The 25458-nt window shown below is 65.3% G+C and carries 21 protein-coding genes and 1 tRNA gene; 8 read left to right on the top strand and 14 right to left on the bottom strand.

The genetic code is table 11. The features are described 5' to 3' along the window. Positions 1-35: 35 nt before the first annotated feature. A complete protein-coding gene (locus tag J2R80_RS25080) occupies positions 36-800 on the bottom strand; it encodes a FadR/GntR family transcriptional regulator (RefSeq protein ID WP_253639620.1) in 765 nt (254 codons plus the stop codon). Between the two features lie 184 nt (positions 801-984). On the opposite strand from J2R80_RS25080, the gene J2R80_RS25075 reads away from it, so the two are divergent. Next, a complete protein-coding gene (locus tag J2R80_RS25075; protein WP_253608200.1) occupies positions 985-2190 on the top strand; it encodes an ABC transporter substrate-binding protein in 1206 nt (401 codons plus the stop codon). A gap of 64 nt (positions 2191-2254) precedes the next feature. On the opposite strand, the gene J2R80_RS25070 is transcribed toward J2R80_RS25075, so the two are convergent. Next, positions 2255-2330: transfer RNA gene (locus J2R80_RS25070), tRNA-Trp, on the bottom strand. 169 nt (positions 2331-2499) lie between these two features. Between J2R80_RS25070 and J2R80_RS25065 the strand changes: the two genes are divergently transcribed. Next, complete coding sequence (locus J2R80_RS25065) at positions 2500-3723, top strand: serine hydrolase (RefSeq protein ID WP_253639619.1); 1224 nt, start codon at positions 2500-2502, stop codon at positions 3721-3723. Between the two features lie 116 nt (positions 3724-3839). Here J2R80_RS25065 and J2R80_RS25060 read toward each other — a convergent pair whose 3' ends face one another. Then, entirely contained in the window at positions 3840-4607 is a 768-nt protein-coding gene (locus tag J2R80_RS25060; RefSeq protein ID WP_026192903.1) for an SDR family NAD(P)-dependent oxidoreductase, read from the bottom strand. Positions 4608-4683: 76 nt separating this feature from the next. After that, positions 4684-5391: a histidine phosphatase family protein gene (locus J2R80_RS25055; protein WP_057019561.1), complete on the bottom strand. Its 708-nt coding sequence runs from the start codon at positions 5389-5391 to the stop codon at positions 4684-4686. 152 nt (positions 5392-5543) lie between these two features. On the opposite strand from J2R80_RS25055, the gene J2R80_RS25050 reads away from it, so the two are divergent. Further along, positions 5544-6329, top strand: coding sequence for an SDR family NAD(P)-dependent oxidoreductase (locus J2R80_RS25050; RefSeq protein ID WP_057019562.1), 786 nt, complete (start codon positions 5544-5546; stop codon positions 6327-6329). A gap of 641 nt (positions 6330-6970) precedes the next feature. Continuing rightward, positions 6971-8140, top strand: a complete 1170-nt coding sequence (argE, locus tag J2R80_RS25045; RefSeq protein WP_253639618.1) for an acetylornithine deacetylase — start codon at positions 6971-6973, stop codon at positions 8138-8140. 32 nt (positions 8141-8172) lie between these two features. Here argE and J2R80_RS25040 read toward each other — a convergent pair whose 3' ends face one another. The 3 genes from J2R80_RS25040 to J2R80_RS25030 all read right to left on the bottom strand — a co-directional run bounded on the left by J2R80_RS25040 (position 8173) and on the right by J2R80_RS25030 (position 11785). Continuing rightward, positions 8173-9087, bottom strand: a complete 915-nt coding sequence (locus J2R80_RS25040; protein WP_141342957.1) for a DMT family transporter — start codon at positions 9085-9087, stop codon at positions 8173-8175. A 271-nt stretch (positions 9088-9358) separates the two neighbouring features. Continuing rightward, a complete protein-coding gene (locus J2R80_RS25035) occupies positions 9359-10417 on the bottom strand; it encodes a phosphotransferase (protein ID WP_253639617.1) in 1059 nt (352 codons plus the stop codon). Positions 10418-10552: 135 nt separating this feature from the next. Then, entirely contained in the window at positions 10553-11785 is a 1233-nt protein-coding gene (locus J2R80_RS25030) for an acyl-CoA dehydrogenase family protein (RefSeq protein ID WP_168857056.1), read from the bottom strand. 329 nt (positions 11786-12114) lie between these two features. On the opposite strand from J2R80_RS25030, the gene J2R80_RS25025 reads away from it, so the two are divergent. Beyond that, on the top strand, positions 12115-12804 hold the full coding sequence (locus tag J2R80_RS25025) for a TetR/AcrR family transcriptional regulator (protein ID WP_057019566.1): 690 nt from the start codon (positions 12115-12117) through the stop codon (positions 12802-12804). Positions 12805-12833: 29 nt separating this feature from the next. On the opposite strand, the gene J2R80_RS25020 is transcribed toward J2R80_RS25025, so the two are convergent. Beyond that, a complete protein-coding gene (locus J2R80_RS25020) occupies positions 12834-13160 on the bottom strand; it encodes a RidA family protein (RefSeq protein ID WP_253639616.1) in 327 nt (108 codons plus the stop codon). 246 nt (positions 13161-13406) lie between these two features. After that, positions 13407-14633, bottom strand: a complete 1227-nt coding sequence (locus tag J2R80_RS25015) for a CaiB/BaiF CoA-transferase family protein (RefSeq protein WP_253639615.1) — start codon at positions 14631-14633, stop codon at positions 13407-13409. A gap of 292 nt (positions 14634-14925) precedes the next feature. On the opposite strand from J2R80_RS25015, the gene J2R80_RS25010 reads away from it, so the two are divergent. Beyond that, a complete protein-coding gene (locus J2R80_RS25010) occupies positions 14926-15177 on the top strand; it encodes a hypothetical protein (protein WP_253639614.1) in 252 nt (83 codons plus the stop codon). Here the strand turns inward: J2R80_RS25010 and J2R80_RS25005 are convergent. The 5 genes from J2R80_RS25005 to J2R80_RS24985 form a co-directional block, all read right to left on the bottom strand. Beyond that, a complete protein-coding gene (locus tag J2R80_RS25005) occupies positions 15174-16229 on the bottom strand; it encodes an amidohydrolase (protein ID WP_253639613.1) in 1056 nt (351 codons plus the stop codon). The genes J2R80_RS25010 and J2R80_RS25005 overlap by 4 nt on opposite strands. A gap of 97 nt (positions 16230-16326) precedes the next feature. Beyond that, positions 16327-18990 carry a nitrate reductase gene (locus tag J2R80_RS25000; protein WP_253639612.1) on the bottom strand — a complete coding sequence of 888 codons (2664 nt, stop codon included), beginning with the start codon at positions 18988-18990 and terminating at the stop codon, positions 16327-16329. 11 nt (positions 18991-19001) lie between these two features. Continuing rightward, positions 19002-19331, bottom strand: coding sequence for a nitrite reductase small subunit NirD (gene nirD, locus J2R80_RS24995; protein WP_253639611.1), 330 nt, complete (start codon positions 19329-19331; stop codon positions 19002-19004). After that, complete coding sequence (gene nirB, locus J2R80_RS24990; protein ID WP_253639610.1) at positions 19328-21787, bottom strand: nitrite reductase large subunit NirB; 2460 nt, start codon at positions 21785-21787, stop codon at positions 19328-19330. Before nirB ends, nirD begins: the two co-directional genes overlap by 4 nt. Positions 21788-21977: 190 nt before the next feature. After that, positions 21978-22160 carry a hypothetical protein gene (locus J2R80_RS24985; protein ID WP_057019572.1) on the bottom strand — a complete coding sequence of 61 codons (183 nt, stop codon included), beginning with the start codon at positions 22158-22160 and terminating at the stop codon, positions 21978-21980. Between the two features lie 261 nt (positions 22161-22421). Here J2R80_RS24985 and J2R80_RS24980 point away from each other — a divergent pair, with 261 nt between their 5' ends. Together J2R80_RS24980 and J2R80_RS24975 are read left to right on the top strand one after the other, a co-directional pair. Next, entirely contained in the window at positions 22422-23681 is a 1260-nt protein-coding gene (locus J2R80_RS24980) for an MFS transporter (RefSeq protein WP_076831717.1), read from the top strand. A gap of 63 nt (positions 23682-23744) precedes the next feature. Further along, on the top strand, positions 23745-25418 hold the full coding sequence (locus J2R80_RS24975) for a protein kinase (RefSeq protein ID WP_253639609.1): 1674 nt from the start codon (positions 23745-23747) through the stop codon (positions 25416-25418). The last annotated feature ends 40 nt before the right edge of the window (positions 25419-25458 follow it).

Here is a 25458-nt window from a genome sequence, read left to right as displayed (position 1 = left end):
GTCGTTGTTTTCGTCTTGTCTTGGCCGCGCCGTCGCTATTGCCGGGCGGCGTAAGCGTGTTCCATGTAGGTGTGCTCGACCGAGCGATCGAGCGAGGCGATCTTCTCGAAACCGCGCCGCCAGTCCTGCAGGTGCCGCCGCGTCCACAGCACGCCGGCCTCCTTGTCGCGCCGCTTGATCGCGTCGAGCAGATGATGGTGCGCCTCGACCAGCCGCGCGCCGCCCTCAGGCACGCCGCCCACGATCATCTCGGTGGTCGGAAAGAACAGTTGCGCGGCGGGCTCGCGCGCCAGCTGCAGCACGCGGTTCTGCGAGGCCTTGGCCATCAGCGCATGGAATTCCGCATCGAGCTCGGCAAGCGCAGCGGGATTGCCGACGACAGCTGCGCTGCGCTCGAGATTGCCGGCGAGCTCGGCGATGTTCTCCTCGGTCGCGCGCTCCACCGCGCCCTCGACGCTCGCGACCTCCAGCGTCATCGAGGTCTCGAACAATTCGCGGAACGTCACCTCGTGCAGAATCAGCGCGCGGGACAGTCGCGTCGCGAGCTTGTTGTAGCGCGGCAGGCAGGCCTGCAGCCGGCGGCTGGAATCGCGGCGGATCAGCCCGCCCTCCTCGAGCACGCGAATGCCCTCGCGCACCGTCGAGCGGTTGACGCCGAACTGCGCAACCAGCTGCTGCTCGGTGCCGATCGGCTCGCCCGGCTTGATCCGCCCGTTGATGATCTCGCGTTCGATCGCGTCGGCGACCTTCTGATAGGCCGGCGCGACATCGATACGCCGGAACAGCGGCGTGGTGGGCATCTTCAGCTCCCCCGGACCCCGATTGTCGTTTGTCGGACAAAAGATAGGCGAAGGCCCTTGGGGCGTCAAACGGGCAAAATTCGGCCTGATTGTCGCACCCGAGCGGTCGGAATTGACACCGGAACCGGGCAAATCTAGCTTTGTCGGACAAACTGACAAGAACACCTCGGGGAGGCACACCATCATGAAATCCATCGTCACGAGTCTGTCCGCCGCCGGCCTGATCGCGGCTGTGCTGGCAGGGCCGGCGCTCGCCCAGCAGGCGCCGCTCAAGATCGGCGTGCTCACGGATTTCCAGTCGGTCTATTCGGACATCGGCGGCGCCGGCAATGTCGAGGCCACCAAGATGGCGATCGAGGAGTTCGGCGGGTCGATGTTCGGCAAGCCGATCGAGCTCGTCACCGCCGACGCCCTCAACAAGGCCGACGTCGCCGCCACCATCACCCGCAAATGGTACGAGGCCGAGAATGTCGACATGATCATCGACATGCCGACCTCGGCGACCGCGCTCGCCGGCATGGAGATGTCGAAGCAGTTCGAGAAGATCATGATCGTGACGGATGCGGCGAGCTCCGACATCACCGGCAAGTCCTGCTCGCCCTACACGCTGCACTGGACTTACGACACCTACGCCAACGCCCACACCGTCGGCAGCGCGATCGTGAAGAACGGCGGCGATACCTGGTTCTTCATCACCGCCGACTATCTGTTCGGCCATTCGATCGAACGCGACACCGGCGACGTGGTCCGCGCCGCCGGCGGCAAGGTGCTCGGCAGCGCGCGGCATCCGCTCAACACGCCGGACTTCTCGTCCTTTCTGCTGCAGGCGCAGGCCTCGAAGGCCAAGATCATCGGCATGGCCAATGGCGGCGCCGACACCATCAACACCATCAAGCAGGCCTCCGAATTCGGCATCGTCGCGGGCGGGCAGAACCTCGCCGGCATCGTGATGTTCATCTCGGATATCCACAGCCTCGGGCTCAAGCTCGCGCAGGGCCTGATCATCACCGAGGCCTACTACTGGGATCTCAACGACCGCACCCGCGCCTTCGGCAAGCGCTTCTTCGAGCGCATGAAGCGGATGCCGACGATGAACCAGGCCGCGACCTACAGCGCCACCCTGCACTACCTCAACGCGGTGAAGGCCGCCGGCACCAAGGAGACCAGGCCGGTGCTGGCCAAGATGCGCGCGACCCCGGTCCGCGACGCCTTCACTGACAACGGCGTGGTGCGCGAGGACGGCCGCATGGTGCACTCGATGTTCCTGTTCGAGGTCAAGAAGCCCGAGGAATCGAAGGCGCCGTGGGATTACTACAAGGTGCTCGCCGAAGTGCCCGGCGACCAGGCGTTCCGGCCGCTGAAGGACGGCGGCTGCCCGCTCATCAAGTAGGCGAACAGGATTATGGCCGGGGTCCGGGACCTCGGCCAAGGCATTCAAATGATTGGGAAAAGGCTGGCAGGAGTGGCAGGGCTCGAACCTGCGACCCCCGGTTTTGGAGACCGGTGCTCTACCAATTGAGCTACACTCCTGCAGGGAACCCGCGTCGCCGCCGGTTCGCGCCGTTTCAAGCACAGGGCATGGCCGGTTTGCAAGGGCGAAGCGGTGAAGCTTCTGTTCATTGCAAAACTTCTGCGCCAGACTTCGGCGATCACCCCGTGTCGGCACCTCGCCGCAAGAATCAAGAACCAGGGAGAGACCATGAACGCTCAAACCGCCACCAAGCACGCCGCCAGCCCGACCACCCCGTCCCTTCCCCTCGCCAAGCCCGAATCGATCGGGCTGTCGAGCGTGCGGCTGCAGGCGATGTCCGACACCTTCCGCCGCGAGGTCGACAAGGGAACCGTGCCCGGCGTGACGGTGCTGGTGGCGCGGCGCGGCCAGATCGGCTGGTTCGACGCGATCGGCCGGCAAAGCCCGACCGCCTCGGCGCCGATGGCGCATGACACGATCTTCCGCATCTTCTCGATGACCAAGCCGATCGTCTCGATCGGCATCATGCAGCTGCTGGAGGACGGCCACTTCCTGCTCAACGACCCCGTGGCGAGGTTCATCCCCGAATTCGCCGAGACCAAGGTCGGCGTCGAGAACAACGGCAAGCTCGAGCTGGTACCCGTGCAGCGGCAGATGACGATCCAGGACCTGCTTCGCCACACGTCTGGGCTTACTTATGACCACACCGGCAACGGCCCGGTGCAGCAGCTCTACCAGCAGTCGCGGCTGCGCAGCCGCAAGATCACCAATGCCGAGCACGCCACCATGCTCGCCGGCATGCCGCTGGTTTGCCAGCCCGGCGCCGAGTGGAATTACAGCCGCTCCACCGACATACTCGGCCGCATCATCGAGGTCGTCAGCGGCAAGACGCTCGGCGCGTACCTCACTGAGCACATCCTCTCGCCGCTGCAGATGACCGAGACCGCCTTCCACACCGGGGAAGCCAATGCCGGCCGCCTCGCCGAGGCCTTTGCCAACGATCCCTGGACCAACGACAAGGTGCAGCTGTTCAACATGCTGGAGAAGCCGGCGATGGAATCCGGCGGCGGCGGCCTGGTTTCGACCACGATGGATTATGCCCGCTTCGCGCAGATGCTGCTGAACGGCGGCTCGCTCGACGGTACCAGGATCATCGGCCGCAAGACGCTCGAATTCATGGCCTCCGATCACCTCGGCGGCGGCGTGAAGATCCAGGGCACGCTGGTGTCGCCCGGCCACAGTTTTGGCCTCGGCTTCGCCGTGCGCATGCAGCAGGGCATCGCGCCGTTCTCCGGCTCGGTCGGCCAGTACTTCTGGAGCGGCATGGCCGGCACGTTCTTCTGGATCGATCCGAGCGAAGACCTGATCGCGGTCTTCATGATGCAGGGCCCGGGCCAGCGCGAATATACCCGCTCGCTGGTGCGCAACGGGGTGTACGCGGCGGTGGAGTAGTCCGTCATTCCGGGGCGCGAACCTAAGATGCGCAATCGCGCATCGGGGAATCTCGCGAAACAACATCGAGATTCCGGGTTCAGCCCTGCGGGCTGCCCCGGAATGACGAGTGATGCTCAGCTGATCGTCGCGCCGCCGTCGATCACGATGGTCTGGCCGGTCATGAAGTCGCCGGCCCGCGAGCCCATCATCACGGCGGCGCCAGCGATCTCGTCCGGCACGCCGATCCGCAGCAGCGGCGAGCGCGCGGTCGAGGCCTTCAGATTGTCCGGATTGTCCCACAGCGCTTTCGCAAAGTCGGTCTTGATCAGGCCCGGCGCGATGCAGTTCACGCGGATATTGTGCTTGCCATATTCGCAGGCGAGGTTGCGCGCGAGCTGCATGTCGGCAGCCTTGGAGATCGCGTAGGCGCCGAGGATGGTCGAGCCCTTCAGGCCGCCGATCGAGGACACGATGATGATCGAGCCGTCCTTGCGCTCGATCATCTGCGGCACCACCATCGAGATCAGCCAGTTGTTGGCGACGATGTTGTTGTCGAGAATCTTGCGGAACTGATCGTCGGAGATGCCGGCGAGCGGACCGTAGTAAGGATTGGACGCCGCGTTGCAGACCAGCACGTCGATCTTGCCGAAGGCGCGGTTGCTCTCGTCGACCAGGTTCTGCAGGTTTTCCTTCGACGAGATGTTGGCCGCGATCGCAACCGCGGTGCCCTTGCCGTAGCTGTCGTTGATCTCCTTCGCCACCTGCTCGCAGACGTCAGCCTTGCGCGAGGAGATCACGACCTTGGCGCCGTGCTCGGCCATGCGCTCGGCGATCGCGCGTCCGATGCCGCGCGTCGAGCCGGTGATGACGGCGACTTTTCCCTTCATGTCGAACAAGGTCATGTTTCTCTCCCTGATGTTACGGTGTTTAAATTCTGCGGTGAGCTTAAGCAGCGTCGTGGGGTTGCGATAGCAGCAATCACGCAAGCTTGCTCGCCGGCCTGACTTCAGGCCCGGACGGCTGATGCATAGCGGCGTGGCGCGGATCGGCAATCCAAGGCTGCTGGTTCACCATCGGCAAGCGCCAGGTCGACAGGCCTGCGCTTGCGATGTGATCGAGCCGCGTCACCGAGACATTATCGATATCGAACGACAGCCCCCTGTCCGGCTGGCCGCCGAGCGCCAGCCCGACCGCGGCCTTGATCACGCCGCCATGGCCGACGGCGATGATATTCCTGCCCGCTTCCGCCGCGGTGATCCGCACAATGGTGCGGCAGACGCGAGTGTAGAGATCCATGTAGCTCTCGCCGCCGGGCGCGGGATCGTTGACGTCGGCGAACCAGGCCGTACCCGGCGGACGGCTGGCGAGAAACGCGGCGCGGTTCATGCCCTGCCATTGGCCGAGATGCTGCTCGGCGAAGTCGCGTTCCTGCGTCATGCTTTCCGGTTTTGGAAACCCGGCAGCCCAGATCGCGTCCGCGGTCTTGTGCGTGCGTTTCAAATTGCTCGAATACCAGACCGCATCGCGCGGCAGCATCTTGGCGACCGCCTCGAACACTTCGACATCGCCGGTGTCGCAGTCGATATCCTCCTGTCCGTAGATGTTGCCGCCGTCGCTGCGCACCGGCGCGTGGCGAACCCACCACCACCGCGTCACCGTCACGTCAGGCTTGTCTGGATTGGACATCGGATGAGCCCTTCAATAGTGTCCCGTCTCGCTGTACGTCACGCCGCACATCGTCTCAAGTGCTTCGGACGTTTGAAATTTTGTTTGAATTCCGTCGCGCGGCAGACGCGCCAAGGACCACCCGAACTAATCACGTGAACAGGGAGAAACCCATGGGCCGCCTCGAAGGCAAATCCGTCATCATCACCGGCGCAGGCAGCGGCATCGGCCGCGCCGCCTCGCTGCTGTTCACCAGGGAAGGCGCCAAGCTGATCGCGGTCGATCGCACCGAGGGCGTCAACGAGACCGCCAAGCTGGTGCGCGATGCCGGCGGCACTGTCGAGGCCGTCACCGCCGATGCCGGCTCGGAGAGCGACGTGAAGGCCTTCATCGAGAAGGCGGTTTCGAAGTATGGCAAGCTCGATGCGATCTGGGCCAATGCCGGCGTCAGCGGCGGCCTCGTCCCGCTCGCCGACCAGACCGTCGAACATTGGCAGGAAGTGCTGCGCGTCAATCTGATCGGCCCGTTCCTCGCGATCAAGCATTCGATTCCGCATATGACGAAGCAAGGCTCCGGCTCGATCGTCTGCACCGCCTCCGTCGCGGGCCTGAAGTCGGGGGCCAGCGGACATCCCTACGGCGCGAGCAAGGCCGGCGTCATCAGCCTGGTGCAGACCACCGCCTACTCGCTCTCCGGCACCGGCGTGCGCATCAATGCGGTGTGCCCGGGCCTGATTGAAACCGGCATGACCAAACCGGTGTTCGATCGCGCCAAGGAGCGCGGCACCGCCGACAAGATCGGCCAGCTCAATCCGCTCAAGCGCGCCGGCCAGCCGCACGAGCTCGCCGCGATGGGATTGTTCCTGGCAAGCGATGATGCGTCCTACGTCAACGGCCAGGCCATCCCGGTCGACGGCGGCCTCACCGCATCGATGCCCTATACGGGCAAGCCGATCTAGCGAGGGCAGTCTCCAGTGGTTATCCCGGCTGCGGCCCCGATGGCTCCACATTCACGACCGTCGTCCCGGCGAAGGCCGGGACCCATAACCACAGGGTCGAGTAGTTGAAGAAGGCTGTTGCCCCAGCGTCGCGCATTCATTGGCATTTGGGGTAATGGGTCCCGGCCTTCGCCGGGACGACGCTGGAGATGGTTCGCATTCAAGTGCCAAACAATGCGGTGTCATCACCTGCGCATACGCATGCGGGTGATCCAGTACTCCAGAGACGTCTGTGCTTGAGCCGAGAGGCCGCGGCGTACTGAATCGCCCGGTCCGAGCCGGGCGATGACAGCCGAGAATGGGGAACAGTTTCGCATTCTCGCGACATAAATCGTCCGAGTCTTGCCTTTCGTTCCGCGCTAGGTCCGCGCAACGCGCGCGACTGATAGCTCCACGAAACCCATCATCTCACCGCGCCGCGCGGATATGTTTGATGGGTTTCGCTTCGCTCTACCCATCTACACGCCTGGACCTCCAATAACCGCTGGCAACGGTCCGAATATTGCTTGGCCTCGGCAGGCCCACCAGCTGTTATACTTCGCTGGTAGGATCGCCCGCACACTCGTCATTCCTCGCACAATCCCCTCGCAAACGAACAGGCAATGCAAAATCAACGTCCCGACCGCATCCGCAAGCTCTTGGCCGACCTCGTCGCCTTCGACACCGTCAGCGACCGCAGCAATCTGCCCCTGATCGACTACATCGAGCGCTACCTCGCCTCGCTTGGCCTCACGGGACAGCGCATCGTCGATGAAACCGGGCAGAAGTCCTCGTTGTGGGTCACGGTCGGCCCCGAGGACAAGGCCGGACTGGTGCTGTCGGGGCATACCGATGTCGTGCCGGTTGTGGGACAGGACTGGAGCCACAACCCGTTCGAGCTCATCGAGCGCGACGGCCGGCTGTACGGCCGCGGCACCACCGACATGAAGGGCTTTGTCGCCGTCTGCCTCGCGATGGTTCCCGAGATGCTCGCGGCCGATCTGAAGACGCCGATCAATCTTGCGATCTCCTATGACGAGGAGATCGGTTGCGTCGGCGTGCGTCCGATGCTGCGCGAGGTCGCGCGCAAGCCGATCAAGCCGCTCGGCTGTTTCGTCGGCGAGCCGACCCAGATGCAGGTGATCATCGGTCACAAGGGCAAGCATGGCGTGCGCGCCACGTTCCGCGGGCTCGCCCGCCATTCCTCGATCGCGCCCGACGGCGTCAACGCCATCGAATATGCCGCCGACCTGATCGCCGAAATCCGCCGTCGCGCCGTGCTGCTGGCGGCGGATGCCGAGCGAGACAGCCTCTACGATGTCCCGCACTCGACCCTGCTCACCAGCATCGTGCATGGCGGCGCCGCGCTGAACATCGTGCCGGACCAATGCGTGGTGGAATTCGAGTGCCGCGGCATCGGCATCACCGAGTCGAGAGAGGTGACGGACGCGATCATCGCCTGGGCCAAGGCCGAGATCGAGCCTGACATGCGCAAGCGGCATCCGGACTGCGGCATCGACTTCGAGGAGATCCTCGACTACCCCGCACTCGACACCGCGGCGGACGCCGCGATCGTCACGCTCGCCAAGCAATTTGCCGGCCGCAACGACCACGCCAAGGTTGCCTTCGGCACCGAGGCCAGCCTGTTCGTCAGCATGGCGGACGTGCCGTCCGTTGTGGTCGGCCCCGGCTCGATCGCACAGGCGCATACGCCGGATGAGTTCGTCGAGATGTCGCAGCTCGAGGCGTGCGGCGCATTCGTCGCACGGCTGATCGCGCATTGCGCGAAGTGATTTGCAAATGATTGCGTAGGATCACGGATGCCTCACAGCCCATCCGGCGGCAGGCCCGGTCCGGTCGCGGCCGGACGGAGCTTGTCGCGCTTGCGCTCGCGGTAGAAGGCATAGAGGCCGGAGGCCACGATGATCGCGGCGCCCGCGAGCATTGGACCATCGGGCTTGTGGCCGAAGGCGAGATAGCCTGTCAGCATCGCCCACGGCAGCGCGGTATAGCGGAACGGCGCCACCGCCGAGATGTCGCCGGTGCGCAGCGACACGATGATGCACTGATAACCGATCAGGATCAGGACCGCGGCCAATATGAGCAGGCCGAGCGCGGTGCCGGACGGCGGCCGCCAGCCGCCGAGCGGGACAAGGACGACAGCACCCGCCGTCGTCACGGTCACGGTGGTGAGCAGCGTGATGAACACGGTCGGCAGCTCTTTCGGGATACGGCGGGTGGCGAGATCGCGCACCGCGCAGAAGCCGACCGACGCCAGCGCCAAGAGCGCAGCCTGGCTAAAGCCTTCCGCACCGGGCCGAACGATGACAAGCACGCCGATGAAGCCGGCCGCAATCGCAAGCCAGCGCCGCCAGCCGACCGGCTCGCCGAACACCAGCGCCGCACCGAGCGTGATGACCAGCGGCAGCGCCTGGAAGATCGCCGAGGCGTTGGCGAGCGGGATCTGCGCGATCGCGGAGAGATAGGTTAGCGTGCCGCCGATCTCGCCAAGGACGCGCAGCCCGACCGGCCAGATCAGCAGCACGCTGAAACTGCGCAGCGCGTCACGGTACCAGGCGAGCGCCGCGACCAGCACCATCGCAACCAGGCCGCGCACCAGCAGGATCTCGCCGATGTTGAGCTCCGCCGACACCGCCTTGGTGATGGTGTCGTTGACCGTGAAGCTGGCCATGGCCGCAGCCATGAACAGGCTGCCGCGAAGATTGGAGGAAAGGGTCAAAATGAAGATGTCCGATCAGGACCAGGGCGGGCGTTGACCGGACTGACTTGCCAAAGCGGCAGCGCGAACTCAAGTCACAGATGGCTACAATGCGGAAACATGCCGCACCTTGCAGCGGCGGCGCCGCATCAACGGCGACAAATGTGTTTGCGGAGACTCCCCTCACGCGGATCGCATCTGGCGATGCGATCCTACCTCTCCCCGCAGGCGGGGCGAGGTGAAGCGGACGCAAGGCGGCGCGAACCCTGCGGGATCGCGCCGCTTTCCTGAATCAGGTTGCGCCGGCCTTCTGCGCGTATTCCCATGACGCCTGCGACAGCGGCACGGTGCGCTTGGCCGACTCGAGGGCCTTGGCATTCGCCGCGGTGCCGTCGCGAACCCGGCCCGCGATGCCCTGCGTGATGCCGGCAAGGCGGAACAGATTGTAGGAGAAATACCAGTTCAGGTCCGGCACCGGGATGCCGGTCACGTCGCAATAGATCTGCGCCGCTTCATCCTGGCTCGGAATGTTCAATGCCTTGAGATCGGCATTGACGAGGCCCGGCATGGTCCACTGCATCAACAGGTAGGTGAAGTCGGCCATGGGATCGCCGAGCGTCGACAATTCCCAGTCCAGCACCGCCTGCACCCGCGGCTCGGTGGCGTGGAAGATCATGTTGTCGAGGCGATAGTCGCCATGAACGATCGAGACGCGCTTCTGCTCCGGAACGGTTTTCGGCAGCCACTCGGCGAGCTTCTCGAATTCGGGAATGTGCTGGGTTTCGGAGGCGCGGTACTGCTTGGTCCAGCGATCGACCTGCCGCGCAAAATAATTGCCGGGCTTGCCGAAATCGCCGAGGCCGATCGTCTCGGGATTGAACAGATGAAGCTTGGCCAGCGTCTCGATCTTGCTGGCGAAGATCTTTCGGCGCGCGTCGGGCTCCTGGCTCGGCAGCGTCGGATCCCAGAACACCCGCCCCTCTTCCATCGACATGATGTAGAAGGCCGAGCCGATCACCGCATCGTCGGTGCACAGGGCGTAGGCTTTCGCGACCGGGAAATTCTGCTTGCCAAGCGCCGCGATCACGCGGAACTCGCGATCGACCGCATGCGCCGACGGCAACAATTTACCGAACGGCTTGCGCCGCATCACGTAGTTGCGGCCGGGGGTCTCGAGCTTGTAGGTCGGGTTGGACTGGCCACCCTTGAACTGCAGGACCGTGAGCGGGCCCTGATAGCCTTCGACGTGTTCCCTCATCCAGGCGTCGAGACTGGCCTCGTTGATACGATGGCGCTCCTCGACTTCCCTTGTGCCGGAAAATTCTTCGTCTTTCCTGACGCCGTCCGCCACGATGACGCTCCCTCAACTCGATTTTTCAAGGAGCGCGTCGGGGCGCTCCCTCAATCAGGCTGGCACGCCAGCCTGATCTCTCTTTTTCATTCTGAGCACGATGTGCGCGTGAACGCCATGCGTTCCGCATCATGCTCAGTGCGACGTGTTTGCATACTTCCGAAGTTCAAGTCTGGCAATGGCGCGGTTGTGCACCTCGTCCGGACCGTCGGCGAGACGGAGCGTGCGGATGTGGGCATAGGCGCGGGCGAGGCCTGCGTCGTCGGAGACGCCGCCGCCGCCAAAGGCCTGGATCGCCTGGTCGATGATCTTGAGCGCCATGTTGGGAGCTGCGACCTTGATCATCGCGATCTCGGCCTGTGCGGTCTTGTTGCCGACCTTGTCCATCATGTCGGCGGCCTTAAGGCAGAGCAGACGGTTCATCTCGATGTCGGTGCGGGCATCGCCGATGCGCTGCTCCCAGACCGAATGCTCGATGATCTTCTTGCCGAACGCGGTGCGCGAGGCGAGCCGCTTCACCATCTTCTCCAGCGCCTCCTCGGCCTGGCCGATGGTGCGCATGCAGTGATGGATGCGGCCCGGACCGAGACGGCCCTGGGCGATCTCGAAGCCGCGGCCTTCGCCGAGCAGGATGTTTTCCTTCGGCACGCGGACGTTCTCGAGCAGCACCTGGGCGTGGCCGTGCGGCGCATCGTCGAAGCCGAACACCGGCAGCATCTTCTCGACCTTGATGCCGGGGGTATCGAGCGGCACCAGGATCTGCGACTGCTGCTGATGCTTGGCGGCGTTGAAGTCGGTCTTGCCCATCAGGATCGCGATCTTGCAACGAGGATCGCCGACGCCCGACGACCACCATTTGCGGCCGTTGATGACGTAGTGATCGCCGTCCTTCTCGATCCGGGTCTCGATGTTGGTGGCGTCGGACGAAGCGACCGCCGGCTCGGTCATCAGGAAGGCGGAGCGGATCTCGCCGTCCATCAGCGGGCGCAGCCATTTGCGCTTCTGCTCCTTGGTGCCGTAGCGGATGAACACTTCCATGTTGCCGGTATCGGGAGCGGAGCAGTTGAACACTTCCGAAGCCCAGGAGATGCGACCCATCTCTTCCGACAGCAGCGCGTATTCGAGATTGGTCAATCCCGCGCCGTGGAATTCATCGTCCTCATGCGAGGACGGCGGCATGAACATGTTCCAGAGGCCTTCGGCCTTCGCCTTCTTCTTCAGATCCTCGAGGATCGGGATCACCTTCCAGCGCGGGCCCTCGGCATCCTGCTTGTCGTAGATCGGCACGGCGGGCCGAACGTGCGTTTTCATGAAGGCCTGAACGCGCTCCAGCCACTCCTTCTGTTTGGGCGACATCGTGAAATCCATGGGACGCTCCTCGTTTCCTAGACTTGGGCCGCTGACCTGGGCCGATGACCTGGGCCGTAGCCATTTGCCGACATTGTTGACCCCGCCTCCGCGGCTCGCAAGGGCGTTCGCGAAAGGGCGGCGGCGGTGTGCCAGAATGCTGCCCCGCGATCTGCGGATTGACATTTCCGACCGTTCAAACGATAGTTTCATACAAATGTTTGAAATGCAACCTTGCGTTCGTCATTCCGGGGCAGCCCGCAGGGCTGAACCCGGAATCCGGAAATTGTGGAGCGAGATTCCGGGTTCGATGCTGCGCATCGCCCCGGAATGACCGGAGGCTCTCAGCCATGGCCAGCGACCAGACCCGATCCGCCATTCTCGCCGCCGCCGAGCGGCTCTATGCCGACCGCGGCTTCGGCGACGTCACGCTGCGCGACATCGTCGCGGAAGCGAACGTCAACCTCGCGGCGGTGAACTATCATTTCGGCTCCAAGGACGAATTGATCGCGGAGCTGTTCGTCACCCGCAGCATCCAGACCAACCGCGAGCGCCTCAACGAACTGCGGGCGGCGGAGGAAAAAGGCGGCGGCCGCGCCGCGATCGAGGACATCATGCGCGCCCTCGTCGGCCCCACCCTGCGCGGCTGCCTCGGGCCGGATCGCGAGGGCTCGACCGCGGCGCGGTTCATGATCCGCGCCTCGATCGAATCCGTGCCGCCGATCCGCCGCATCAAGAATCGCGAGGTCGATCACCTGCGCAAGTTCGCCGCGGCGATGCGCCGCGCGATGCCGGCCAGCAGCGACACCGAGCTCTATTGGGGCCTGCACTTCGCGCTCGCGATGGCGCATCACACCATCCGCGAGAAGGAACGCCTGCTGCGGCTGTCGGAAGGCAAATGCGATCTGGACGACGTCCGCGGCATCATCGATCGCGTGGTCACGGTCTCGGTGATGGCGCTGACGATGGGCGACGTGCCGAGCAAGCCGGCGCCGCGACCGGTCGCGATGCACGGGCGGCTGACGCGGCAGGATTTGTGAAGCGAGGGCGCCGCTGCGGCGCTCTGCCCTTACACCATCGCGATGCAGTCGATCTCGACGTCGAACGGCCCGGTCCATTCCGGGATGCAGACGAAGATCCGCGCCGGCACGTTGCACTTCATCACATTGTCGAGCGTGGCGCCGGCCGCCTCGAGGCATTGCTTGAGCTGCTCCATGACCAGCTCGCTTTGCCGCTCGATCGACGCGCCGGCGGCGAACTCGCCGGTCGCGGGATCGAACGGCGGCAGGCCGGAGACGAACACCATGTTGCCGGCCCGGGTCACCGGCGATGCCGGCGCCTTCCAGCGCTCCAGCCAACTCGAGATCGGTTCGACGCGGACCACTTCACGTTTCATGATTGGCACCTTCGATGAGGATCGATGGCGCCAACCTAGCAGGCGGATGTCAATGATGCTTCGATGCTGGTCGAAGTGTTGTTGCGGAATGACGACCCTGGTCCCGTCACCCTGAGGAGCGCGCCCTTGCGCGCGTCTCGAAGGGTCGACGGCCACCAGCGGGGCCGTTCATCCTTCGAGGCTCGCAAGAGATCGCACCTCAGGATGACGGAGAAACTCCACCGCCCGCGGCCTCGAAGTCAGTGCCTACAGAATCCCCTGCGCCTTCAGTCCCTCGATCTTGGCGTCGTCATAGCCGATGGTCGCCAGGATCTCCTTGGTGTCGGCCCCCAACAGCGGCGGGGCGCGGTATTCGGTGATCGGCGTGCCCGAGAAGGTCAGCGCGTTGCGGATCAGCGACAGGTTCGGCTCGAACGGATGATCGACCTTGACCCGCATGCCGCGCGACTGCACGTGCGGATCGCTGAACACCTGCTCGAAATTGTTGATCGGGCCCGACGGCACGCCGGCCTCCTCGAGCTTCTCCAGCCAGTAGGCCACCGGATGCTTCAGGAACAGCCCGGCGAAGATCGCCATGATCTCCTTGCCGTGCACGACGCGGTCGTTGTTCTTGACGAAGCGCTTGTCGTTCGCGAGCTCGGGCTCGCCGAGCACGGCGCAGGTGCGCTGGAACTGGCCGTCATTGCCGACCACCAGCATCAGCTCGCCATCAGTGCAGCGGAACACGCCGGCCGGCATGCCGCCATTGCCCCAGGTGCCGCGGCGCGGCGGGGTCTTGCCATTGACGAGGTAGATCTGCAGCCAGTGCGACAGCGATGCGATCACCGTGTCGAACAGGCAGACGTCGATATGCTGTCCTTCCCCGTTGTTGGCGTCGCGATGGTAGAGCGCCGAGAGGATGCCGATCGAGGTGTTCATGCCGGTCATGTAGTCGACGATCGAGGGGCCGACCTTCATCGGGCCCTCGCCGGGCTCGCCGTCGATATGGCCGGTGACGCTCATCAGGCCGCCCATCGCCTGCAGGATCGCATCATAGCCCGCGCGCGGCGCGTAAGGTCCGGTCTGGCCGAAACCTGTCACCGAGCAATAGATGATACCGGGGTTGAGCTGCTTGATGGTCTCGTAGTCGAGACCGTAACGCTTGAGGTCGCCGACCTTGTAGTTCTCCATCATCACGTCGGCCGTCTTGGCGAGCTCGCGGATGATCGCCTGCCCTTCCGGCTTGGCGATGTTGACGGTGACCGACTTCTTGTTGCGGTTGGCGCAGAGGTAGAACGAGTTGTTGTTGTTCTGCTTGCCTTCGGGATCGGTGAGATAGGGCGGGCCGAAGGCGCGGGCGTCGTCGCCGCCGCCGGGCCGCTCGATCTTGATCACCTCGGCGCCGAGATCCGCCAGCATCTGGGCCGACAGCGGGCCCGCGAGCACCCGCGTCAGGTCGAGAATCTTGATGCCCGAGAGTGGCAGAGCCGACATGAACCTTCCTCCAAATCTTGCGATATCTTGATTGTGTCGCACCGGGCCGCTGCCCGCGCGCGCTCAAGCCTGCCGATACACCATTTTGGTGTGACGAGCACTGCATTGTCGGCATGAAGCCATCCCCGGGCGGCCTATGTGCGGCGCACCGGCGGTATTTGGCCGGAACCGGCCGGCCCGGATCGCGGGCCAGAGCGGTGCGGCTCCGATTGCCGCCACGCGAAATTGTGAAGATGACCGACACCGATTTGCCTCAGCGTCAGCGGTATTTTGCCGCGACGAGGAGGAAAACATGCGGACGATCACGACAGTCGGGCTGCTGCTGACGCTGCTTGCGGTCGCGATGCCGGCGGTGGACGCGCGCGGCGGCCACGGCCATGGCGGCGGGCACGCGATGCACGGCATGCACGTGGGCGGCGCCACTGGCGCCGGCAGTTTTGCCGACGACAAGCGCCACGGCAACGACCCCTACACCAAGGCGGCCTCCGACGAAGAGGACCGCCTGCTCAACAGCAAGCTGAAGAGCATCTGCCGCGGCTGCTAGGACGACGTCCAGCGAAGCCGCGCCAGGATCGCGCGGCCCATGATCCAGTCCTTGTCGCTATCGCTGAGGAACGGAAGCTCCTCGGTGAATTGCGTCACGCGCTGCCGGTAAGTGGCCCGGGCGAATGAGTTGGTTAGATCGGTCCCCCAGTGGCAGCGCTCCGGGCCGTAGGCGTCGAACAGGCGGTGGATGTGCGGGATCACGTCGCGGAATGGATATCGCTCAGTCGAAATCAGCGGGACCGACGACAACTTCACCGATACATTCGCATATTTTGCGAGCGCGGCCGCCTGGACGATAGCCTCCGGCACCATGTTGTTTTCCGATGAGCCGGGACGAGGGCGAAGTCCCGCGCCGACGCCCATGTGATCGATGATGAGCGTAAGTTGCGGGTGCCGCTCGGCGATGCGGGCGAACAGCGACGTCTGCCCCTCAGTGAGAAACATCACCGGCAGGCGGGCCTTCTCCGCCGCCGGCCAGAACCAGTCCGCGGTTCCGTCTGTCAGCCACGCCGCTTCGCCGGGGCCGACGTTCAACCTCACGCCCAGTACGCCGGGCTGGTCGCGCCAAGTCGCAAGCCGTGCCGCGCGGTCGGGCTTGTCGAGGGCGACACGCGCCATGATGGCGAAGCGGCCCGGGTACCGTCTGACTGCCTCCTGGGCATAATCGATGCGCTCACCTTCAAGCGACACTGGCGGAACGATGACAACGCGATCGACGCCAGCCTCGTCCATCAGTGGAATGACTCGCTCGATGGTGAAGGGCTCCGGGAGCTGCGGCTTGGCACCGGGGAGCCAGGGTCTCTCCGGAGTGCTTGCCGGCCACAGGTGAACCTGCGAATCGACGATCACTCGTTTTTGCTGCGCGACTGCTACAGTGGCGCGTTGCATTGACAGCGCGACACCGGTCGCGACGGCGCCGGTCAGAAGATGACGGCGTGAAGGCATGTAATGTCCTTCCTGTTCTATGGCTTTGGTCACGACATGATGGTGATCGGCACGGCGCGCCTCAGCAGGGGTAACCGCAAACTGGCTCGCAATATTGAAGATCACATCAGGAAATTGCGGCCGTAGAAATAGGGCTCACGGTCAATTTGCGCCGCAACAATCTTGAATCGCGCATTTCTCGGCTGGGCCCTGGCGCGGCGACCTACGACGCGATCGCCTGCCGCGGCTGCGCGGTGGCGCCGATCAGCTTGCCGATCTCGGGCTTGCAGCCGCCGCAATTGGTGCCGGCCTTCAGACAGCGGCCGATCGCATCGACGCTGTCGGCGCCCTTTTTGATCTCGGCGGTGATCTGGTGCCGTCCGACGCTGAAACAGGAGCAGACGATCGGGCCGACATCCTCGCCCGCGCCGAACGGCCTTCCCGCGAGCAGCGACATCCGCGCATTGGCCGACAATTGCTGCTCGGCGAACAGCCCGGTCAGCCAGGCGCGCGACGGCAGCGCGTGATCGGGCGCGATGAACACGCAGCCCTCGAGCCCGCCGTCGCGCACCGCCGCGTAGCGAAAGCGTCCCGCCGCGGGATCGCGATAGGCGATCCACTCGATCTCGACACCGTCGAGGCCGAGCTGCGCCCTCGCCCAGTCGCGCCAGCTCTCCGGGCGAGTGTCGAGCGCGAGCTCCAGCCGCGTGCAATCACCGGCCTTGCCGTAAACCCAATAGCCGCTTGCCGGACGCCTGATCGCGTCGCGGCTCAGGATGAAGGCGTGCCATTTCGGCGTATAGGGATCGGCCTTGACCGGCGTGTGCTTGGACTCCGGCTGGCCGGACACTGGATCTGTCGCCGGATTGACCAGCGCGTTGACGCGCCCCTCGCCGGCGAACTCCGCGTTCCAGTGCATCGGCACGAACACGCAGCCGCGGCGCTGGTCGGCGCTGACCACGACGCGCGCGATCATCTCGCCCCAGCTGCTGGTCAGCCGCACCAATCCCTCGTTTTGCAGCCCGGCCTGCCGCGCATCCTCGGGGTGAAACTCGGCATAGGGCTCGAACACATGCGCCAGCAGCCGGCCGGTTTTGCCGGTCCGGGTCATGGTGTGCCACTGATCGCGCACGCGGCCGGTGTTGAGCACCAGGGGAAAGTCGCGGCTGGTGGCGTGGCGCGCCGCGCGCGGCGCCACCGGTACGAAGCGCGCCTTGCGGTCCGGCGTGAAGAATTGCTGGCTCTCGAACATCCGCGACGTGCCGGCCGGATGGTCCGACGTCACCGGCCACTGCACCGGCGCCAGCGCGTCATAGGCGGTATCGTCCAGCGCCGCCAGCGCCGAGATGTCGAAATCGCGCCGGCCGCTATTCTCGAAGCCGGACAGTTCGGCGTGCTCGCGGAACACCTCGGCCACCGAGGCATAATCGAAGCCGGAATATCCCATCCGGGCGGCGACGTCGCAGATGATGCGCCAGTCGGCGCGCGCCTCGCCCGGCGCTGCGAGAAACGGCCGCTGCCGCGAGATCCGGCGCTCAGAATTGGTGACGGTGCCGTCCTTCTCGCCCCACGCCAGTGCCGGCAGCAGCACGTCCGCATGGCGCGTGGTGTCGGTGTCGCGCATGCAATCCGTCACCACGACGAGCTCGCAGGCGTCGAGCGCGGCGCGCGCGCGATCGGCATCCGGCAGGCTCACCACCGGATTGGTCGAGATGATCCACACCGCCTTGATGCGGCCGTCGGCGATCGCGTCGAACATGTCGACCGCTTTCAGCCCGGCCTTCTCCGCGATCACTGGCGCACGCCAGAACCGCTGCACCAGCTCGCGATGCGCGGGATTCTCGATCTCCATATGCGCGGCGAGCTGGTTGGCGAGCCCGCCGACCTCGCGGCCGCCCATCGCGTTGGGCTGGCCGGTCAGCGAGAACGGCCCCATGCCGGGACGGCCGATGCGTCCAGTCAAGAGATGGCAATTGATGATGGCGTTGACCTTGTCGACGCCGCTCGACGACTGGTTGATGCCTTGCGAATACAGCGTGACGACGCGCTCGGTGCGCGTGAACCAGTCGAAGAACAGCCCGACCGCGCCTTCGGTCAGGCCGCAGGTCGCCGCGGTCTGCGCCACGGTCTGGCCGCCGACCTGCTTCAGCGCGTCGACCACACCCGTCGTGCAATTGCCGACAAAGCCACGGTCGACCGCGTTGCTGCCGGCGAGAAAGGCGAACAGGCCGTTGAACAGCACGGAATCGCTGCCCGAGCGCAGCGGCAGATGCAGATCGGCGCCCTCGCAGGTCGCGGTGCGGCGCGGATCGATCACCACGATCTTGCAGGCCGGATTCTTCTCCTTCGCCGCCAGCATGCGCTGGTGCAGGATCGGATGGCACCAGGCGGCGTTGGAGCCCACCAGCACGAGTAAGTCCGCCTGCTCGAGATCCTCATAGCAGCCCGGCACGGTGTCGCTGCCGAACGCGCGCTTGTGCCCCGCGACGCTGGAGGCCATGCACAGCCGCGAATTGGTGTCGATATTGGCGGTGCCGACGAAGCCCTTGGTGAGCTTGTTGATGACGTAATAGTCCTCGGTCAGCAGTTGGCCGGAAACATAGAACGCGACCGCGTCGGGCCCGTGCTCCCTGATGATCCTGCTAAAGCCATCGGCGACACGATCGAGCGCGTCGTCCCACGCCGCCGGCGCGCCGTCCACCATCGGCTCGAGCAGACGCCCATCGAGATCGATGGTCTCGGCGAGCGCCGAGCCCTTGCTGCAGAGCCGGCCGAAATTGGCCGGATGCTGCTTGTCGCCCTCGACCTGGACGGCGCCCGCCGCGTCTTTCGACACGATGACGCCACAGCCGACACCGCAATAGGGACACGTGGTCTTGACGGACATTGCCTGACCGCTCAGCTCACCGCCGCCGCCTGCCGCACCGACAGCCAGACAACGCCGTTCTCGACCTTGGCCGGGTGGGTATACGTGCAGCCTTCGTCGGGCGCGACCGCCTGCCCGCTCGCCAGCTCGATGACGAAGTTATGCAGCGGACAGGTCACGCGCTTGTTGTGCACGATGCCCTGCGACAGCGGCCCGCCCTTGTGCGGGCAGCGGTCGTCGAGCGCGAACACCTCGTCGCTCTCGGTCCGGAACACCGCGATGTTACCGCCCGGCGTGCGCACCACGCGCGAGCCGAGCCGCGGAATGTCGGTCAATGCGCCGATTTCGATCCACTGGGTCATGCGAGCTCCAATTCGGCGAGAGGCGCGAACTCGTTGCGATCGACGCCGCGGCTGGCACGCTCGGCCCACGGATCGGTCTGCGCGAACTGCTGCGAATAGGCAAAGCGGGCGAACAGCGCCTTGCGGTTCGCAACGTCGTCGATCACCCGCTTCCTGATCTGCTCGAGACCGACGCGGTCGCACCATTTGTACATGCGCTCGAGATACCAGCCCTCCTCGCGGTAGAACTGGGTCAGCGCCACGATCACCTCGAGGCATTCGTCCTCGGTCTCGACCTTGGTCAGGAACTCGGTGCCCTTGATGTGCAGTCCGGCGGCACCGGCGAAATGGATCTCGTAACCGGAATCGACGCAGACCACGCCGACGTCCTTGCAGGTCGCTTCCGCGCAGTTGCGCGGGCAGCCGGAGACGCCGAGCTTGACCTTGGCCGGCGTCCACGAGCCCCACATGAACTTCTCGAGCTTGACGCCGAGGCCGGTGGAATCCTGGGTGCCGAAGCGACACCATTCGGAGCCGACGCAGGTCTTCACCGTGCGCAGGCCCTTGGCGTAGGCGTGGCCCGACACCATGCCGGCGTCGTTGAGGTCGGCCCACACCGCCGGCAGGTCCTCCTTCTTGACGCCGAGCAGGTCGATGCGCTGGCCGCCGGTGACCTTCACCGTCGGGATGTTGAACTTCTCGGCGACGTCGGCGATCGCGCGCAGCTCGCTCGGCGTCGTGACGCCGCCCCACATCCGCGGCACGACCGAATAGGTGCCGTCCTTCTGGATGTTGGCGTGGACGCGCTCGTTGATGAAGCGCGACTGCTGGTCGTCGCGATATTCGCCGGGCCAGGTCGCGAGCAGATAGTAATTCAGCGCCGGACGGCAGGAGTGGCAGCCGTTCAGGGTCTTCCACTCCATGAAGCGCATGACCGCGGGAATGGTCTTGAGCTGCTGCTCGACGATCACGCGGCGAACGTCGTCGTGGCTGTGATCGGTGCATTTGCACAGCGGCTTGACCTTCGGCGCCGCCGAATAGTCGCCGCCGAGCGTGAACGCCAGCACCTGCTCGACAAGGCCGGTGCAGGAGCCGCAGGACGACGATGCCTTGGTATGGGCGCGGACGTCGTCGAGCGTGAACAGCTTCTTCTCGCTGATCGCCTTGACGATGGCACCTTTGCAGACGCCGTTGCAGCCGCAGATCTCGGTCTCGTCGCTCATCGCGGCAACCGAGCTCTGGCCGCTGACGCCGCCATCGCCGAGATTGGCGGCGCCGAACACCAGGCGCTCGCGCATATGCGAGACGTCGGTGCCGTCACGCAGGTGCTGGAAGTACCAGGGGCCGTCGATGGTGTCGCCATAGAGCACGGCGCCGACGATCTTCTTGTCCTTCAGGATGATGCGCTTGTAGACGCCGCGGTTGGCGTCCTGCAGCACGATCTCCTCCTTGTCCGGCCCCGGCGCGAAGTCGCCGGCGGAGAACAGGTCGATGCCGGTGACCTTCAGCTTGGTCGAGGTGACCGAGCCGTCATAGGTGGCAAACCCCTTCATCGCGAGGTGGTTGGCGCAGACCTTGGCCTGGTCGAACAGCGGCGCGACGAGACCGTAGGTCTGGCGGCGGTGCTGCACGCACTCGCCGACCGCGTAGATGCGGCCGTCATAGGTCTGCATGGTGTCGGAAACGACGATGCCGCGCTCGCAGTAGAGCCCGGCCTTCTTGGCGAGCTCAAAATTCGGACGGATGCCGACCGCCATCACCACGAGATCGGCCGGCAGCTCGGTGCCGTCGCCGAACCGCACGCCGGTGACGCGGTCCTCGCCCAGGATGGCCTGGGTCTGCGCCGGCATCTTGAACACCATGCCGCGCTCTTCCAGCGACTTGCGCAACAGGCCGCCGGCCACCGGATCGAGCTGACGCTCCATCAGCGTGTCGAGCAGATGCACGACCGTGACGTTCATGCCGCGCTTCATCAGCCCATTGGCGGCCTCGAGGCCCAACAGGCCGCCGCCGATCACCACCGCGTTGCGATAGTCGGTCGAGGCCTTGATCATGCGATCGACGTCATAGATGTCGCGGAAGCCGATCACGCCCGGCAGGTCCTTGCCCGGCAGCGGCAGCATGATCGGGTTTGAGCCCGTCGCGATCAAGAGGCGGTCATAGGGCACCCGCTCGCCGGCCTCGGTGACGACTTCGCAGGTCCGGCGATCGATCATGGTGATCGTCTCGCCCTTGCGCAGCGTGATGTTGTTGTCCTCGTACCAGTCGACGGTGTTGAGCATGATGTCGTCGACGGTCTTCTCGCCGGCGAGCACCGGCGACAGCAGGATGCGGTTGTAATTGCCGTAGGGCTCGGAGCCGAACACCGTGATGTCGTAGAGATCGGGCGCGCGCTCCAGCAGCGCCTCGACCGTCCGGATGCCGGCCATCCCGTTGCCGATCACCACGAGCTTCTGCTTGGTCACTTTGTCGAGCATGGTCTGCCTTTCAATTCCGACGGCGCTGCGCAGCGACGCGGCGTGCGTCGTTGATGGGCACCGATAAAGGTTTGGAGTTGTAGGAAGCCCAGCCGCGGGCGCAGACCGTCTTCGATGACGACCGATGTTCCGTTATTGATTGATATTCAAAACGCGTGCCAACTCGTGGCGGGCTAATCCGGCTGCAAAATCAAAAGGTTTCCGGCCGATCAAAATCCACCGGTCCGCGCGCCGCGCCGACAGCCGGCCGAAATTTTAGCCACGCCGATGATCTCTTGTGCATCACAGCATCGCCGGCCGCGATGCGATCGCGAAATCGCATTTGATGCGCGATCGCAGGGACTTGGCGCATCGCACAAAAAAGCACCAGCATGCACGTTTGCGCGGCGGCACTTGCCGCAAGCCACGCCACGCGCGGCGGCGGAACGCTGTTCGCGATTGCGCGGCAACGTCTTGCGACTGCACGGCAAAGCGACACGACCTGATCGATGGCACGGTAATTGCTGACCCCAGCTGTTGACGGAGTGCGTCTCAACGACGAGCGCACTCCCATTCACCAACATTCCATTTGTCTGCGCCTGAGGTGGCCGCGCTTTCGCGGCTGCCTCCGCCGCATCAACGCGAGATGCTTGCGATGAAGCTAGCCGAGTTCAAGAAGGCAGGTCACTGGCCGACACTGCTTGCCGCGTTCCTGTACTTCGACATCAGTTTCATGGCGTGGGTCGCGCTCGGACCGCTGATCGTCTACATCGCGCGAGACATGAATCTGGCCGTGAACGAGAAGTTCACCCTGGTCGCCATTCCCGTGCTGGCCGGCGCGCTGCTGCGCGTGCCGATGGGCATTCTCGCCGACATCATCGGCGCCAAGCGCACCGGCATCATCGCCCAGCTCGTCGTGATCGCCGCGACTGCTGCGGTGTGGCACTTCGGGCTGACCAGCAAGCTCGCGATCGAGCTGTTCGGGCTTGCGCTCGGCGTCGGCGGCGCCTCGTTCGCCGTCGCCCTGCCCCAGGCGAGCCGCTGGTATCCGCCGCAATATCAGGGCGTGGTGATGGGGATTGCCGGTGCCGGCAATATGGGCGTCGTGCTCGACACGCTGCTCGCGCCGACCATTGCCGAGCATTGGGGCTGGCAGGCCGTGTTCGGCTGCCTGCTTATTCCGATGCTGATGGTGCTCGCCTATTACGCGGTCGCAGCCAAGGACGCGCCGGGCGAGCGCAAGAAGGTCTCGCTGCAGGCCTACGGCGCACTGCTGAAGGATTCCGACAGCCGCTGGTTCATGTTCTTCTACTTCATCACCTTCGGCGGCTTCGTCGGCCTCGCCAACGCGCTGCCGCTCTATTTCACCGTGCAGTATCATGTCTCCGGCGTCGCGGCCGGCATGCTGGTCGCGCTGATCGTCGCGTTCGGCTCGGGATTCCGTCCCGTCGGCGGCATGATCGCCGACCGGATCGGCGGCATCCGTTCGCTGTCGATCCTGTTCGGTGTCGTGGTCGCGGCCTATCTCGTCATTGCCTTCATGCCGGAGGGCCCGACGGCGCCGACGCAGGCCGGTTGGGCGTTGACCGAACTGCCGCGCATCGCCTGGATCTCGGTGCTGCTGTTCTCGATCGGCGTGCTGGCGCTCGGCATGGGCAACGGCGCGGTATTCCAGCTGATCCCGCTGCGCTTCCGTCACGAGATCGGCCTGATGACCGGGCTGGTCGGTTGCGCCGGCGGCGTCGGCGGCTTCTTCCTCGCCCAGACGCTCGGCGCCGCCAAGGGCATGACCGGCGGCTTCGGCGCCGGCTTCCTGTTCTTCGGCGGGCTGGCGTTGCTTGGCTTCATCGGACTTGCCATGGTCAAGGTTCGCTGGCGCACCACCTGGGGCGCGGTATCGGGAGCGCGCGTCTGAGGACTCCGCTCCGCAACGTGACGGGGCTCGGACGTGGCGAACGGTTCGCAACGGGACTTGGGGGTGCGCGTCGGCTTCGCCAGCGAGACCGGCAAGCGCGCCGCCAATGAGGACTATGTCGCGGCCTGCTTGGGCCAGCCGGGCTCGCTGCATCGCGACGTGGTTGCCGCGGTCGCCGACGGCGTCGGCGGCCACAAGGGCGGACGCGAGGCCGCGGAGGTCGCGGTCCGCAGCTTCATCGACGCCTATTATTCGTTGCCCGAGACGCTCGGCGTCCGCCGCCGCGCCGCGCGGGCGCTGGAAGCCGCCAACAGCTGGATCCACGGCCAGGGCCGCGTCGATGCCGCGCGCAGCGGCATGGCCTGCGCGTTCTCCTCGATCATCCTGTCACGGCGGCAATGCCATGTGATCCATATCGGCGACACCCGTGCCTATCGCCTGAGCGACGGCCGGCTGGAACGCCTGACGCAGGACCATATCGCCGGCCGCGGCGACCTCGCCCACATGCTAAGCCGCGCCATCGGTTTCGAGGAGTTCGCCCGCTTCGACTACACGTCCCTCGGGCTCCGGCAGCATGATCGCCTGCTGATCTGCAGCGACGGGGTTCACGGCGCGCTCGGCGATTTGCGTCTCCAGCAATTGCTGGAGGAACGCACGCCGCCCGACGAGTCCGCGCGCAGCATCGTCGACGCCGCCCTCGCGGCCGGCAGCAGCGACAACACGACCGCGCTGGTGCTCGACGTCGTCGACCTGCCGCCGGCGGACCGCGACGACCTTACCCACGCGATCGCGACGCTGCCGATCCTCGATTTGCCGGTGACCGGCGATACGATCGACGATTTCAGCCTCGGCGACGTCTTGTCCGACGGGCGCTACAGCCGCCTGTTCAAGGCGATCGACAAGCGCGCCAGCCGCGAAGTGGTGCTGAAGTTTCCACATCCGCGGGTCGCGAGCGAAGGCTCCTACCGCCTCGCCTTCGTGCGCGAGGCCTGGGTCGCCGCGCGTGTGCGCAGCCTCTGGATCGGCGAAATCATCGAGGTGCCGGCGGAGCGGCAGACCAGGCTCTATTCGGCGATGCCGCTCTACCAGGGCGAAACACTGGAGCAACGGCTTGGTCGCGCGCCGCGGCTGTCGCTCACCGACGGCATCGCGATCGCAACCAAGCTGGTGCGTGCGGCCACCGCGCTGCACCGCGCCGGCATCATCCATCGCGACATCAAGCCGGACAACGTGATCCTGCTGAAGGACGGCGGGTTGCGCCTTGTCGATCTCGGCGTCGCGCGGGTGCCGCTCTTGGAGGATTTTCCCGCCGAGGACATTCCGGGCACCGCGAGCTACATGGCGCCCGAACTGTTCGGCGGCAAGGCCGGCGACGAGGCCTCCGACCTGTTCGCGCTCGGCGTCACGGTCTACCGCATGTTCACCGCGAACTATCCGTTCGGCGAGATCGAGCCGTTCTCGCGGCCGCGCTTCGGCAAGCCCGCGCCGCTGTCGCGCTACCGGCCGGATCTGCCGGCCTGGCTCGACGCGGTGATCGGCAAGGCGCTCAGCGTCGACCCGGCACAACGCTTCGGCGATGCCATCGAATTCGCGCACGAACTGGAAAACGGCGCGACCTGGGCCGGCCCCGCCGTCACCACCCGCAAATCGCTGCACGACCGCGATCCCGTGACCTTCTGGAAGGTGCTGTGCGCGATCCTGGCCCTGATCGTCGTGGTGCTGCTGGCTCGGCATTAGACTAGCTCCGTCATGCCCGGCCTTGTGCCGGGCATCCACG

The sequence above is a fragment of the Bradyrhizobium sp. USDA 4541 genome (genome assembly GCF_024171085.1).
GTDB classification, from domain to species: Bacteria; Pseudomonadota; Alphaproteobacteria; order Rhizobiales; family Xanthobacteraceae; genus Bradyrhizobium; species Bradyrhizobium australafricanum.
Note: the sequence above shows the minus strand (reverse complement) of the source record. Positions and strands in the feature narration are given on the sequence as shown.